The following is a 15,999-nucleotide window of genomic DNA, read 5'->3' on the forward strand; positions in this document are numbered from 1 at the left end:
GAGACCGCCCACCATGGCGTTCGCTCCCAAACTTCGCACCACGCTGGGTAGGGCTATGGATTTGAGCACCACGACACACACTGGGAGCACACGTCGGCATCGGTACCGGGCCTTCCTCGCCCTGCTCATCAGCCTCTTCGTTCTCGGCCAGACCGGCTGCAAGGCCCAGGGCTGGGACCAGTGGGATAAGTACAGTCAGCGCTTCGTTAACGACGAAGGCCGCGTCATCGATCGTCAGGCTCAGGATCGCACCACCTCGGAGGGCGAGTCCTACGCCCTCTTCTTCGCCCTCGTCGCCAACGACAAGCCCCGTTTCGACAAGCTCCTCAAGTGGTCCGAGGCCAATCTCGCCAACGGCGACCTCACCCTGCGCCTCCCCGCCTGGAACTGGGGCAAGGCGCCCGATGGCACCTGGAAGATCCTCGACGACAACCCGGCTGCCGACGCCGACCTCTGGATGGCGTACTCTCTCATGGAGGCCGGTCGCCTCTGGCGTAACGACCGCTACGCCAAGCTTGGCTCCACCATGGCCCTGCGCATCGCGCAGCAGGAGACCGTCGACATCCCTGGCCTCGGCGTCAGCCTTCTGCCCGGACCAAAAGGCTTTCACCAGACGGCCAACACCTGGATCCTCAACCCCAGCTATCTTCCGCCGTTCCTCCTCACCTACTTCGCCAAAGCCCAGCCACAGGGGCCGTGGAACCAGATCCTCAACTCGTTGAAGATCCTCCTCTCCCGCGGCTCCGGCGACGGCTATGTCATGGACTGGGTCTCCGCCGGCGACTCCGTTCAGCCCTCACTCTCTCCTACGCAACTCGCCACCGGGAAGACCGAAGGCCTCGTTCCCGTGGGCAGTTACGACGCCATTCGTGTCTACCTCTGGCTCGGCATGACCGATCCCGGAACCTCCGGCATCCGTGATCTCCTTCACTCCACCACCGGCATGTCCTCCTATCTCAAGACCGCCGTCACCCCGCCGCTCATCGTCGATGTCACCGGCAAGATCGTCAACGCCGACGGGCGGGTAGGCTTCTCCGCCGCCGTGATCCCCTACCTCCATCTCGTCGGCTACAAGGACCAGGAGAAGGCTCAGGACGACCGTCTCGGTGCCGTCAAGGATGATGCCACCGGCCTCTACGGGCGCGACGCCACCTACTACGATCAGAATCTCGCGCTCTTCGCCACCGGCTGGAGCGACCAGCATTTCCACTTTGACCGTGACGGGAAACTGAAAGTCAAATGGAAATAAACCCGATCACAGCTTCTGTTGAACCTGTGGAGTAAGCTGTAAAAACCGAAAAGAATGTCTTCAAACCCGGGAAAAGACTATAGTCTCAAGATCATAGCCGGACTCCATCGTCAAAAGGGAACACCGGTCACTCGACAATGATGAAGAAGAACAGCACAATTCGGCTCGTGACGCCTGCGGTCCTCTTCGCGGCCATGGCCTTCACGCCCTACCCGCCTCTGCGTGCACAGGCCGTCTCTTCGCCCACTCAGGCACTTCTCGAGAAAGCCCACTCCCTCGAGGTCCGTGGACGCATGGATATGGCCTCGCAGACCTGGCAGCAGGTTCTGCTCGCCGATCCCAATAACGCGGAGGCCCTCGGCGGTCTTGCCCGTGCAGCCAAACTCAGCGGGAACGTCTCCCAGGCCAACGCCTACATCGAAAAGCTGAAAGCGATCAACCCCAGCGACCCCAACATCGCCAAGGTGGAATCGATGAACAGCCAGCAATCGAATCTAGCCCAGCTCCAGCAGGCAGGCAAGCTGGCGCAGGGCGGACAGTACGCCCAGGCCATGAACATCTACCGCCAGGTCTTCGGTGGCACACCGCCCCCCGGCGACTGGGCGCTCGCCTACTACGAAACGGAATCCGCCACCGAAGACGGTCGTCCGCATGCCATCGCCGGTCTCCGCGACCTCGTCTCCAAGTACCCGCAGGACTCGCGCTACCAGATCACCCTCGGCCGCATCCTTACCTACAATCCCAAGACCCGCGCCGAGGGCCGTCTCTTCCTCAAGCGTCACCCGCAGGACCCCTCCGCGGTCGAGGCCCTCCGCCAGTCCCTTCTCTGGGACGCGCAGAACCCCGCCTCCGCCACCGAGATCCGCTCGTACCTCCAGAAGCACCCCGACGAGCAACTCGCTACCGCCCTCCGCAATCAGCCGCCCGCGCCCCGCGCCCAACGTGGTGGCGGCAGCACCTATACGCCGCCTGCGCTCACACCGCAGCAGCAGGCCGATCTCGACGCGCAGCGCGCCCGTTCGGCAGAGGAGCAGGCCGCGTACCGCGCACTCAACGCGCACCATATTGAAGAGGCGGAAGAGCGCTTCAAGTCCATCCTCGTCATGAATCCCTCCAGTGGGCCCGCGCTCGCCGGCATGGGCTACATCCGGATGCAGCAGTCCAACTTTGGCGGAGCCATCAGCTTCCTTGTCGAGGCCAAGCAGAACGGCGTGCGCGACAGTGGCCTCGATACCGCTCTCAATACCTCCCGCTTCTGGTACACCATGGGCGAGGGGCAAGCCGCCCTCAACGAAAACGATCTCGCCACCGCGCAGGCCAAGTACCAGTCCGCCCTCGCCATGCGCCCCACCAGCCCCGAAGCCCTTGAAGGCCTTGGCGGAACGCTGCTTAAGGCGCAGGAGCCGGAACCCGCCATCCAGCTCTTTGAGCGCTTCGTGCGTGCCAAGCCCAGCTCGCTTCCGGCCTGGCGTGGTCTCTTCATGGCGCAGTACGGAGCAGGGCAGGCGGCCGCCGCGCTGGCCACCGAGAAGCGCATCCCCGCCAGCATCCACGCACAGCTGATGCGCGATCCCGACTTCCTCAGGACCCTTGCGTCGGCCTACTCCGCCGTCGGCCGCGATGCCGACGCCCAGCGCGTCCTGCACTCAGCCCTCGAACTGCCCTTTCCTGCGGGTGGCGAGGGTCTGAAGGCGGAGACGCAGCTCCAGTACGCCGCGCTCCTTCAGGCCGCCAACCACCTCGAACAGGCCTCCGGTCTCTACCGTCAGGTCCTCGCCACCGACCCCGGCAACGCCGATGGCTGGGAAGGTCTGGTCCGCGTCCAGCACGGTATGGCGCAGGATGCCCAGGCCGTGCAAACCCTCGAAAGCATGCCCCCCTCGGTCTACGACGCCGCCATGCGCGATCCCGGCTTCGAGACCACGGTAGCCGCGATCTACCAGGGCCAGGGCAAGCTCGACATCGCACAGGATCTGCTCGAAAAGAGCCTCGCGCAACAGGCCAGCGCAGGACAGGTGGTGTCCACACCCATCCAGCTCCAGCTCGCCGCCATCTATCTTCAGCGGAACAATCCGCAGCTTGCGTACCCCATCTATCAGCGCGTCCTCAGCCAGACCCCCGACCGCGTCGACGCCTGGAAAGGCCTTCTCGCAGCCCTGCACACCAACGGGCGCGATCAGGAAGCCCTCGCTCAGATTCAGCAGATTCCTCTCCCCGTGCGCTCCAGGCTCGAGCAGGACCCCGAATATCTCCAGAACGTCGCCGCCATCTACAACGGACTCGGCCAGCCCGGACAGGCCGCCCTCTTTCAGGCTCGCGTCAAGCAGTACTACACCCTCCGCCGCACCAACGCACCCGCCGAAATCGACATTCAGGACGCCTGGCTCCTCTACAACTCCGGCAATGAAACCTCGCTGTATCGCCAGTTGATGGCCCTCGGCGGTCGCACCGATCTCTCCGAAGAGCAGCGTCACACCGTCCAGACCATCTGGGCCAACTGGGCTGTCCGCCGTGCCAATCAGGCCGCCGCCGCAGGTGACACCAAGCGCTCGCTCGCCATCCTCAACGCCGCCTCACACGCCTTTCCGGATAATCCCGGTGTCGCCAAGGCCCTCGCCAGTGGATATGCCCGCGCCGGTTACCCCAAGGAAGCCGTCGCTATCTTCAAGGCGCAGGACATGACGCACGCCACGGCCTCGGACTACAAGGCCGCCGTCGGTGCCGCGCTCGCCGCCAACGACAACAAGGACGCCGAAACCTGGCTGCGGTACGGCCTCGACGCCTACCCGCGCGACTCCCAGCTCCTCACCCTGGGAGCCAAGTTCGAGCAGGCCCGCGGCGCCAACGGGCGGGCCGCCGAGTACTATCGCGCCTCACTCGCCGCCATGCCGCTCCCCGATCCGGGAGCCGAGCTGGCCAACGAGCTCAGCCGTCCCAACGGAAACGGCAACATCCGTCTCCCCGGCCAGTCGCAGTCGCAGGATCTCGCGTCTCTCCTGAACCCCGGCGGTGTAGGAAACCAGATCGCCGCCCAGGCCCCGGCCATTCCCGTCGCTCCTCCTCCGGCCTATCTGCCAAACTACGGAAACGCCTACGGCACAGCTCCGGTCCAGCTCCAGGGAACCACGCCGCAATATGGGACATCCCCGTCCGTCCCCCCGCAGTACAGTACACCGCAGTATTCGACCTCCCCGGGTCGCACCGTCAGACCCGCCCCCAGCACCTTAGGCAACTATGTTCCGCCCCAGTCCTCGGTAGTGCGACCGTCCACACTGGACGGCTTCGTGCTTCCTGCCCCTCGCAATCCCATCCGCAACGCTGTCAACGGCGGCGCGCAGGCTAGGACGCAGGCCAAGCCAACCAATCGGCCGCATCCCGCCGCTGTGGCGGAGATGCAGGACCGCTTCGGATCCTCCTTGCAGGCGACCCCCGGCTCCATGCAGTCGGCCTCGAACGATGCCTCTGACGTCTCCGGTCCCATCATCCGGATGAGCGCCACGACGTCCGCCTCGCCCACGCAGGAACTCGTCCAGAACCAGATTCCCGAGCCCCAGCAGACCCCCGCCGAGGCAGAAGCGCAAGCCACCCGCGCTTACCAGTACCAGCAGATTCAGAGCGCCATCGAGCGCGCCCAGTCGCAGCCTCTCCCCATCACCGCCGCGCCCCTCTCCCAGCCACAGCCCGTCCAGCAGGCCTCCAACACCGGTGACGCTTACGGCCCTTTCGTCCCGTACGTCCCCCCGGCTCGCTCGGCGGTCGCCGTCAACCTCGGCGAGAACCGCACTCGTGTCGCTCTCCCGCAGCCTGAGATCACCGACGTCGTCCCCCAGGCGCGCTACATGCCGAACTCGCGCATCAAGGACCCCAAGTACACGCGCCCCGAGCTCGCCGCAGCCGAAGCCGCCCGCATCCGCCGCCAGCAGTCGAATCCCGTCATGATCGGTCAGGCCAATCCCACCGACGACTACACCACGCCTCCGACTCAGAACGCGCAGTACAACGCCGCCCAGGTCCAGACCGACCAGATCAGCCGTCCCTCCGCACGTGGCAGGGACATGACCGGGCAGAGCAATCCCGACAATACCTCCACCTCCACGCGCTCCACCAGCGACGACGACCAGCAGTATCCCCAGCCCGACCGAGGGCCTGTCCGTGACGACAGCACGCCCGTCCGTCGGCGCACCCGCCGGGCCACTAAACCCACGCCCGCCCAGAATGCCTCTGCGCCTCTCCCCGGTGGTCTTGCCTACCCGCCTGTGGCCCAGCCCCTCCAGCCTCAGCCCTACCCGGCCATCGGAGCGGCGTATCCCCTCGGCACGCCCCCATCCGACGCCCAGCTCGTCGCCAAAAACGTTCCTCCCCTGCGCAACTACGACGGTCAGGTTCCCCTGAATCCGCCCGCGGCGCGTGGCGAGCGGGAGCAGACCGAACTCGAACTCGCGACCCTCGAAGCCTCCTACACCGGCTGGGTCGGCGGAACAGGCTACGCCCGCTACCGCTCCGGCACCGCCGGCATCGACCGCCTCACGGCTCTCGAAGCTCCCGTCGAGTTCTCCGCCGTCCTCGGCAAAGTCGTCCGCTTCACCGTCGTTCCCAAGGCCGTCTTCCTCAACTCCGGACAGCTCGACGTCACCCAGTATCAGGGCGTCACCGGCACCGTTCCTATCCTCGGAACCTTACCGGCCAATGCGCTGAACGCCCCATCGCAGCAGTTCTCCTCGGGCGTAGGCGGCGAACTCCAGATGACCACCACCAACTTCGGCGTCTCGCTCGGCTACACACCCTACGAGTTCCTCGTCTCGAACATCACCGCCCACGCCCGCTGGCGTCCCGCCGGCGGACACTTCACCTTCCTCGTCGATCGCGACTCCATCAAGGAGACCCAGCTCTCCTACGCCGGCCTCCGCGATCCCGGCTCCGCCACCACCGTCTACCCCGGCAACATCTGGGGCGGTGTTATCTCTACCGGCGGCGGCCTCCGCTTCGACGTAGGGGGCGAGAAGTCCGGCCTCTACTTCACCGTCAACGGAGCCAGCCTCAACGGATATCACGTCCAGGCCAATACCACCTTCAGTGGCTCCGGCGGCGCGTACTTCCGCGTCAAGGTCTGGCCGGAGTACGGGTCCCTCAACGTCGGCGGCTCCCTCTACGGCGCTCACTTCGCTCACAACCTGCGCGGCCAGACTTACGGCTCCGGCGGATACTTCAGCCCCGCTGCCTACTTCCTCGCGGGCGTGCCTATCACCTGGAACGGCCATTACAAGTCGGACTTCCACTACGTCATCGCCGGCAGCATCGGCGTTCAAACCTTCCAGGAAGACAGCGCGCCGTACTACCCGCTGGACCCGTCCCTCCAGACCGGAGCGCTCACAGGTTGCTCGCTCGCCAGCATCACCTCGAAGACCTGCGGTGTCTATCCCCTCAACTCGAACACCGGCGCCAACTACGGCGTCAACTTTGAAGGTTCGTACCACATTGCGCCGAACTGGTACGTCGGTGCCTTCGCGACCGGCAACAACACCAACAACTTCAACACCATCTCCGGCGGCTTCTTCGTTCGGTACCTCTTCCGTCCGCAGTATCCGACCGAAGAGTACCCCACCGGCCTCTTCCCGGTCGACGGTCTCCGCCCCCTCAAAGTCCCATAACCGAACTCCTCCTCCACGTTCCCGGAAAGTCCGCCGCCAAGGCGGGCTTTTCCGTTTGATCTCCCGTGTGCGCTCAGGTATAACTCCAGTCACACCCTTGCCGTATTTTTTGATGACTCATGGACTGATCCGCAGTCACGCGTTCCTTCCATGGGATTGGCCTACTTTACCGATCGAGGACCCATGGGCCACCGTAGTCTCCAGCGCATCCAGAGCAGCATCGTCGCCGCCCTCACCCTCCTGTCGCTCTTCGGCAGCGCCGCCTGCTACGCCTCGCCCAAGGACGACTCCATTCCCCCCTGGGTCACCGAGGCCGCTCACCAGACCCTCCCCACGTACCCCGCCGCCACCAATGCCGTCGTCCTCCTCGACGAGGTCACATACTCGGTCGCGTCGAACGGAAGTGCCTTTGAGCATCGCCGCCACGTCGTGAAGATCCTCCGTCCCAGCGGCCGCGAAGAGGCCATCGTCGGCGTACCCTTCGACAACGCCACCAGGATCCGCTCCCTCAAGGTCTGGAGCATCGCCCCCGACGGCCACCAGTACGCTCTCAAGGACAGCGAACTCGTCGACATCGGCTACCCAGGCAGCGGCAACTTTTACGAAGACTACAAGATGCGTGTCGCACAGCCGCCCGGCCGCGATCCCGGCGGAGTCATCGCCTACGAGTACGATCAGGTCTCCCGCCCCTACGTCACCGAGACCACCTGGGACTTTCAGGGCAACCTCCCGCGCCTCAACGAAAGCTTCACCCTCGAGCTTCCTCCCGGCTTCACCTACGGCAGCGTCTGGTCGCACCACAGTACTTCGCCCGTCGTTGAACTCGAACACCAGCGCTTCCGCTGGAAGCTCGAAAACGTTCCCGGAATCGACCTCGACGACGTCCCCATGGCACCGTCCGAGCAGGCGCTCGCCGGACGCATGACCGTGCACTACGCCGCCCCCGGCACCTCCGCGCTGGACCTCGCCTCCTGGCCCAGCATCGGCGAGTGGTACCAGCCGCTCTATCGAGACCGCATCAACCCCACCCCCGACATCGCCGCCAAGGCCGCCGAACTCACAGCAGGGAAGTCCGACTTCCACGACAAGGCCGAAGCCATCGGCGAGTTCGTCCAGAACAAGGTTCGCTACTTCGTCATCGAGATGGGGATCGGCGGCTACCAGCCCCATCCCGCCGCCGACATCTTCCGGAACCGTTACGGCGACTGCAAGGACAAGGCCGCTCTCGTCTCGGCCATGCTCTCCTCGGTCGGCATCCACTCCACCCTCATGATGGTCGACTCTCGCCGTGGCGTGGTCGATCCAGACGCCCCATCGCTCGTTGGCAATCACATGATTGCCGCCATCGAAATCCCCGACGGCTACAAATCGCCCCTGCTCCGCAGCGTGGTCACCGCCAGGACCGGCAAGCGCTACCTCATCTTCGATCCCACCTGGGAGCTAACGCCCTTCGGCCAGCTTGAAAACAATCTCCAGGGCAGCTACGGCATTCTCCTCGAAGGCGCGCAGACCGAGGCCATTCAGCTTCCCGTGCTCGACCCGGACCGCAACACCATCCGCCGCAACGCCACCTTCGAGCTCAAACCCGATGGCACCCTCGAAGGCTCCGTCACCGAGAAGCGCTTCGGTGACGTCTCCGAGCGTCATCGCGACCAACTCCAGGGAGACTCCGCCGAGCAGCGCAAGATGCTCGATCGCCTCCTCAATCAGGACTTCTCCAGCTTCACCGTCAGGGACTTCAAGTTGGACAACGTCGCCTCGCTCAATAAGGACTACACCATGTCCTTCCACGTCACCGCCGACCGCTACGCTCGTTCCATGGGCTCCATGCTCATGCTGCGTCCGCGCATCCTCGGCACCAACGCCTTTGGCCTCGACAAGAAGCCCCGCAACGTCCCCATCGACCTCGGCGAGACCATGCAGTCCACCGACACCTACGACATCAAACTGCCCCCGGGCTACGCCGTCGACGAACTCCCTCTACCGGTCAAACTCGACCTCGGCTTTGCCTCCTATGAGAGCGCCAGCACCCTCACGGACGGCACGCTCCATTACACCCGCACCTTCACCATCCGCCAGATCACGCTGCCCGCCTCGAAGTACACCGACCTCCAGCATCTGGCCTCCGTCATCAACGCCGACGAGCAGAACAACGCTATCCTCATCCGCAAATAGCTTCAGCACACAGAGACTGGGAGCTCCATGAATCTCCGCGACACAGGCCGCATCCTCGCCCTCACCATCCTCGTCCTCCTCCCCCTCGCCGCCCGCGCGCAATGGACCCCGCCCACGCCCGAGGAGCTCTCCATGACGGCCCAGCCCGAAGTCCCCGGGGCCGCCGCCGTCTACCTCTACAAGGAGGAGACCACCGACGACGACAATCACAACTTCAGCATCTACGTCCGGCTCAAGGTCCTCAACGACCACGGCAAGGAGTACGCCAACGTAGAGCTCCCCTACCAGGCCGGTGGCGGAGCCGACGCCAACATCACCGAGATCGCCGGCCGCACCATCCATCCCGACGGAACCGTCATCCCGTTCACCGGCAAGCCCTTCGAGAAGCTCGTCGAAAAGAACAACGACACGAAAGTCATGTCGAAGGTCTTTTCCCTGCCTGACGTCCAGGTAGGCAGCATCATCGAGTACCGCTACAAGATGCGTTACGAGGACAACTACTACATCTCGCCCGACTGGTACATCCAGTCCGAGCTCTTTCTCCGCAAGGGCCACTATGCCTGGAAGACCACCACGCGCGAGCTCATGGGCTCGAAGGGTGTAGTTAACTCCCTCGCCTGGTTCCCCATCCTGCCCAAGGAGTCTGCGGTCAAGGTCGTCCAGTTGCCGGGCAGCGGTGCCAAGACCCTCTCCGTCGACGTCGCCAACATACCCCCGACTCCGAACGAGGACTTTCTGCCGCCCATGGCTTCGCTCACCGACCGCGTCCTCTTCTACTACAGCTCCTACCGCAACGCCGACGAGTTCTGGGCCTCCGAAGGCAAGGACTGGAGCAAGCAGCAGGACAAATTCATCGGCCCCGGTCCGGCCGTCAAACAGGCCGTGCAGGAGATCGCCCCGCCCTCCGATCCGCCCATCGACAAGCTGAAGAAGATCTACGCCGCCTGCATGGACATCGAAAACACGGTCTTCACCCGCACCCACACGCAGGCCGAAGAGCGCGCTCAGGGTGTCAAGGAGATCCGCTCCACGGATGACGTTCTCACCCGCAAGCGTGGCAGCGACGACCAGATTACTGAGCTCTTCATCGCCATGGCTCGCGCCGCCGGCTTCAAGGCCTACGCCGCCGGAATCACCAGCCGCGACCGCCACTTCTTTCTCAGGGGCTATCTGAGCATGAAGCAGATCGACGACCTCATCGCCATCGTCAACGTCGACGGCAAGGACCTCTACTTCGACCCAGGCCAGCGCTACATCCCTTTTCAGCACCTCGCATGGAAGCACACCATGTCCGATGGCATCCGCCAGATGGAGAAGGGAACCGGCTTCGTGACCACTCCCAACGAGCCCTATAGCGCTTCCAACAACCAGCGCATCGCCGACCTCATCCTCGATAAGGAGGGCATAGCCACCGGTACGGTCCGCCTCAACTACACCGGCCCTACCGCCCTCTACTGGCGCCAGAAGGCGCTCCGGGGAGACGCCACCAGCCTCGACCACGACCTCATCGAGTCCATCCAGACCATCTTCGGGACTAGCATGGACGTCAAAGTCGAGAAGGTGGAGAACCTCAAGGAGTACGAGCAGCCCCTGAAAGTATCGTTTTCCGTCAAAGGCCCGGTCGCGACCTCCGCCGGCCGCCGCGCCCTCATCGTCTCCGACCTCTTCGAGGCCCAGGATCACCCCACCTTCCCAAGCAAGGAGCGTAAGGACGGCGTCTTCTTCCACTACGGCCACACCGACAACGACGTCGTCCGCATCCACTACCCGGAGGGTTATTCCGTTGAATCCATCCCCAAGGATGAAAACATCCCGTTCGAAAAGTACGCACTCTATCGGTTCAAGTCCGAGCAGGCTCCCGGCTACTACACGATCCGTCGCGACTTCATCATCGGACAGACCATCTACACCGCGGAAGAGTTTCCCAGGCTCCGCACCTTCTTCACTTCCTTCGAAACCAAGGACCGGGAACCTGTCGTCATCAAGCCCGGAGCGACCACCACAACCGCCAGTAACTAACAGCCATCAATCCGGGTGCCCCACATCTCGCTTTTGAGATGTGGGCTCTGGCCTCGACCTCACCGGCAACCGGCAAACCCGCAACCTTTCGTTCTCATACGGGCAGACAAACCCCGTAACCCCTTCGCGCCCCAACACCACCCACGAAGCTCCCATCCCCGCCACCGCCGCCACCCGCTCCGCATCCGTCTTCTTGGTCAACGCTGCCTGTGCCTTCTCTCCCGCCGCCCAGGCCCCCACCAGCTCCGGACGAATCGAAGCGATCCCTCCGTCCTTCGCAGCATCCGGTAGCACGCTCCGCTCCGCAATAGCTCTGAACCCCTGCGCGTCCTCTCCATCCCAGTGCACATAGTTCGCATCGATCGCGAACACCGCATCCCGCGGCGTATGCTCCCGCACCCAGACAAACGCCCTTACCCACGCATTCCGTGGCGCAACCCACGGCAGTTCCAGCGCATTCGACCCCGGATACGTCTCCCGCGCCACAAAGAACATCACGCCCGCCATCACCCCCAATCCCACCACCCACCGCCAAACCACCCCTCGCAAAACCCTCCGCCCCACCGTCGCTCCCAACACCATCGCCATCGTCAGATACACCATCTGCATCATCCGCAGCGGCTGCAACCGCGCTACGACATGTACCCTCGCCCCCTCGCGCGCATACAACAAAGCCACCAGCACCGCCGCTCCGCCCACCAGCACAGCCCACCGCGCGATGGCCTTCTCGCCCTCTATCCGAGACCGCCAGGCGAACCAGCCCAGAATCATCATCGGAGCTACCAGCCCCACCCATTCAAACCACTGCCACGCCGACAAGAACCAGTAGTACCGCGTAATCGCCACTCGCACATATTCCTCCGACTCCGGCGCCCCCGAAGCCTGCCCCACCCACCCAACAACCAACGCCCCCAAAAGAAACGCCGCCACCAAACCCGGGTGCCCCACATCTCGCTTCTGAGAGGTGGGGCACCCGGAATCCATCCGAGGCAACACACACCAAAGCCCGCCTAACTCCACCACCCCATACCCACCCATCAGCGGATGCACCGCTACCGCCATCCCCACAGCGACCGCCGCCCAAGCCCAACGCCGCCAGACCCCAGCCGCCAGCCCCATCACCGTCAAAGCGATCGCGACACTCCGTGCTGTCAAATAGGGGTCCGCGAGATACATCGACGTCCCCCCCACCGGCACCCCCAGCCAGACCGCCACCAGCCCGACCGCCCCGATCTGGGCTCTACGGTCCCCATAGCATCGGCCCGCAATGCACCAGACTCCCAGCAGCATTCCCCAAAGACTAACCGCGTAGACCCCCAGCAGCACCCAATCCAGACTCATGCCCAGCGTCTTCACCGCCCATGCCATCGCCCCGGTAAAGCCCGCAAACCCAAGATGCCCCGCGACAAACTCCGTCCCCCACGGATACAGCCCGGGATCGATCCGGTGTTTGATCTCAGCCACATACAGCCCGCCGTCCTCGGCATAAGGATGGTAACCCAGCACCGCCATCCCCACCGCCGTCCAGCCCGTCACCCACCCCGCCGCCGCCCGTATCGATCCCATCCCCCCGAGCATACCCCACGCAGTACACCCCAAGACGGTACAATCTCCCTAGGCATGCCCAAACAAAATCATCCCAATCACGTCTTCCCCCGGACGTGCCGCCCATGACCCGCGCCTCCGCGAGCAAGCTGCTCAAAACCCTGCCCGGCCTCGTCATCAGCGCCTTCTTCCTCTGGTACACCTTCTGGCCCCGCGTTGACGCGCACGGCCTCAAGAAGGGCGTCTCCCCCGAGGAGTTCCGCTCCCTCCACATCGTCGCCCCCATCTGGATCGTCTCGCTCATCGCCTTCGGCATCGTCAGCTACTCGCTCCGGATCATCCGCTGGCACTACATGATGCGCTCGACCGACGCGACCCTCCTCACCTGCGCCCGCGTCTTCATGACCTCGCTGGCTGCGAATAACATCCTGCCCTTTCGCATCGGAGACGTCATGCGTGTCTTCACCTACGCGCCCGACCTCCGCACCACGCCGTCCGTCATCCTCTCCACGATGCTCCTGGAAAAGCTCCTCGACATCTTCGTCCTGGTCGCCTTCTTCGTGGTCTTCCTTGGCCCCAATGCATCGACTCACCTGCGTGTTACCTCTCATACCTTCCTGGGCGTCTCCTTCGTCGCGATCATCGTCCTTCTTCTCGGAGCCCGCGTACTCGAAGGCCCCATCCGCCGCCTCTTCATCCGCCTCCCCGAGAAGCCCATCCTCCTCAAGCTTGAGAACTGGATCATCCTCGCGCTGGAGTGCATCCGCGGCATCGGCGCCCTCGGGTCGCTTCTCCTCCTCGCCGAAACCATCGTCATCTGGTCCGCCGAAGGCATGCAGTTCCTCGCTGCTGCCAAGACTCTCGGCATCGAATCCGGCCCCGCCGGCCCCTGGCAGGCCGTAGCCTGGGCCAACCTCTCGTTCCTCGTCCCCAGCTCCCCCGGCGGCATCGGACCCTTTGAGATGGCCATCAAAACCGCCCTGGTCAGCCACGGAGCCGACCCCGTCCGAGCCACCCTCTACGGCCTCGCCCTCCACGTCTGGATGCTTGTCGTCATCACCGGCATCGGCGGAGCCATGTTCATGGCCCACCGCATCCGCACCGCCGCCCGCAAGCCCCTGCTCCAGGAGATCGAAACCCTCCCCAACGAGCTTTAGCCGGCGGCCCACAAAGTCGGGTGCCCCACATCTCGATTCTGAGATGTGGGTGTGCCGCCCGGAAATCCTCCGCGCCACGTAATGTGCCCCACCTTCGGCGCAGTCTCATCGCGACGAAGGTGGGCTTCCGCCTCAGAACCCTCCCTCGAGAACTGTTACCCTTAACCCAAAGAACGGGTGAATCAGACACTATGTACCGTACAATCCAGCTCTCCCTCCAGTCCCGCATCCAGCAGATACTCCTCGACAAGTACGAAGTCACGCTCCCGCATCTGGCGGTAGAGCAGCCCCCCAACATCGCCCTCGGCGAACTGGCCCTCCCCGTGGCCTTCGAGCTCGCCAAGCGCCTCCGCAAAGCCCCCCGCGCCATCGCCACGGAGTTAGCCGCTGAACTCAACCGCACCCTCCCCAACGGAGTAGCTGCCGTGGAAGTAGCCGGAGCCGGCTACCTCAACATCAAGCTCGACCGCGCCGCCACCGTCCTCCGTATCGCCGCCGGCGAGCACGCCGACCTCGGCGGCCCCGGCTTCCGCCTCATCGAGCACACCAGCATCAACCCCAACAAGGCCGCGCACATCGGCCACCTTCGCAACGCCATCCTCGGCGATACCTTCGCCCGCCTCCTCCGCCCCGACGCCTACAAGTCCGGCTTCCAGGTCGGCGTCCAGAACTACATCGACAACACCGGCGTTCAGGTGGCCGATGTCGTCGTAGGCCTCGTCCACCTCGAAAAGAAGAACCTCGACAGCGTCCGCGAACTCCTCACCGAGCTCCTCGAAACCAACACCCGCATCGACTTCTACTGCTGGGACCTCTACGCCCGCGTCAGCCAGTGGTACACCGAGCCCGGCGAATCCGCCGCGGAACTCCAGGCCCGCAAGCAGATCCGCCTCGATACCCTCCACGCCCTCGAGCATGGCGAAGGTGAAACCGCGACCATCGCCGAGTTAGTCTCCACCGAAGTCCTCCGCCGCCACCTCGAAACCATGCTCCGCCTCGGCATCGAGTACGACTTTCTCCCCCGCGAGTCCGAGATCCTCTCCCTCCACTTCTGGGACGCAGCCAAAAAGCTCATGCTCGACAAGGGCGTCCTCTACGAAGAGACCCAGGGCAAGAACAAGGGGTGCCTCGTCATGCGTCGCGCCGGCGCCGAGGCCCTCGAAGAGGGCACCACGGACGAAGACGCCAAGGTCATCGTCCGCTCCAACGGCACCGTCACCTACGTCGGCAAGGACATCGCCTACCACCTCTGGAAGTTCGGCCTTCTCCCCGGCAAGGACTTCGGATACATCCCCTTCTTCAACTATCCCGATCACCCCTGCTGGATCTCAACCTCCGGCCCAAGCGACCCAGCCGCTCCCACCTTCGGCAAGGCCGACGCCATCTACAACGTCATCGACGCCCGCCAGAACGACCCCCAGACCCAGGTCCAGGAAGCCCTCCGCGCCATGGGCTTCACCGACGCCGCCAGCCGATACACCCATTTCAGCTACGCGATGGTAGCGATGACCACCCGCACCGCCGTCGACCTCGGCTATGTCGTTCCCGAAGAAGACCTCGCCAAGCCCTTCGTCGAAGTCAGCGGCCGCAAGGGGCTCGGCGTCAAGGCCGACGACCTCATCGACAAGCTCATCGAAGCCGCCAAGTCGCAGGTCGACACCCGCAATCCCGAGATCCCCGAAGCCGACCGTCTCACGATCGCCAAACAGATCGCCGTCGGCGCCCTCCGCTTCTTCATGCTCCGCTTTACCCGCAACACCATCATCGCCTTCGACTTCCAGGACGCACTCTCCTTCGAGGGCGAAACCGGCCCCTACATCCAGTACGCCATCGTCCGCGCCGCCAACATCTTCCGCAAGTCCAACACCACACCGGAAGCGGCGCTGGCTGCCGTCCCCGCCCTCGCCGGTCTCCCCGAAATCCTGACCAGCGAAGAGGGAACCAGCCTCTGGGAGACCTGGCTCGCCGCCTCCCGCCTCACCGCCGTCCTCGACCAGACCATCCAGTCCGCCGAACCCGCAGTCCTCGCAAAATACGCCTTCACCCTGGCCCAGCAGTTCAACAACTTCTACCACCGCCACCACATCCTCAACGAGACCGACGAAACCCGCCGTGCTCTCCTGCTGGCCACCGCCGCCGCCGCCCACCGCGAACTCATCCGCGCCCTCGGCTACCTCGGCATCGAAGCCCCACCCATCATGTAGAC

General features: G+C 64.3%; 7 protein-coding genes. 6 read left to right on the plus strand and 1 reads right to left on the minus strand.

What is annotated here, in order from left to right:
• The first annotated feature begins 13 nt into the window (after window positions 1–13).
• From bcsZ to BM400_RS13740, 4 genes are all read left to right on the plus strand, one after another.
• A complete protein-coding gene (gene bcsZ, locus BM400_RS13725) occupies window positions 14–1,249 on the plus strand; it encodes a cellulose synthase complex periplasmic endoglucanase BcsZ (RefSeq protein WP_245781872.1) in 1,236 nt (411 codons plus the stop codon).
• A 167-nt stretch (window positions 1,250–1,416) separates the two neighbouring features.
• Window positions 1,417–6,897, plus strand: a complete 5,481-nt coding sequence (locus BM400_RS13730; RefSeq protein ID WP_175529029.1) for a cellulose biosynthesis protein BcsC — start codon at window positions 1,417–1,419, stop codon at window positions 6,895–6,897.
• A 183-nt stretch (window positions 6,898–7,080) separates the two neighbouring features.
• A complete protein-coding gene (locus BM400_RS13735; RefSeq protein WP_089839697.1) occupies window positions 7,081–9,072 on the plus strand; it encodes a DUF3857 domain-containing transglutaminase family protein in 1,992 nt (663 codons plus the stop codon).
• A 27-nt stretch (window positions 9,073–9,099) separates the two neighbouring features.
• Window positions 9,100–11,091: a transglutaminase family protein gene (locus BM400_RS13740; RefSeq protein ID WP_089839699.1), complete on the plus strand. Its 1,992-nt coding sequence runs from the start codon at window positions 9,100–9,102 to the stop codon at window positions 11,089–11,091.
• Window positions 11,092–11,097: 6 nt separating this feature from the next.
• Here the strand turns inward: BM400_RS13740 and BM400_RS22090 are convergent, their stop codons facing one another.
• On the minus strand, window positions 11,098–12,657 hold the full coding sequence (locus BM400_RS22090; RefSeq protein WP_175529030.1) for a hypothetical protein: 1,560 nt from the start codon (window positions 12,655–12,657) through the stop codon (window positions 11,098–11,100).
• A gap of 104 nt (window positions 12,658–12,761) precedes the next feature.
• Between BM400_RS22090 and BM400_RS13745 the strand changes: the two genes are divergently transcribed.
• Window positions 12,762–13,793 carry a lysylphosphatidylglycerol synthase transmembrane domain-containing protein gene (locus tag BM400_RS13745; RefSeq protein ID WP_245781873.1) on the plus strand — a complete coding sequence of 344 codons (1,032 nt, stop codon included), beginning with the start codon at window positions 12,762–12,764 and terminating at the stop codon, window positions 13,791–13,793.
• A gap of 191 nt (window positions 13,794–13,984) precedes the next feature.
• Window positions 13,985–15,997 carry an arginine--tRNA ligase gene (locus BM400_RS13750; protein ID WP_089839703.1) on the plus strand — a complete coding sequence of 671 codons (2,013 nt, stop codon included), beginning with the start codon at window positions 13,985–13,987 and terminating at the stop codon, window positions 15,995–15,997.
• The last annotated feature ends 2 nt before the right edge of the window (window positions 15,998–15,999 follow it).

This window comes from Granulicella pectinivorans (assembly GCF_900114625.1).
Lineage (GTDB): Bacteria > Acidobacteriota > Terriglobia > Terriglobales > Acidobacteriaceae > Edaphobacter > Edaphobacter pectinivorans.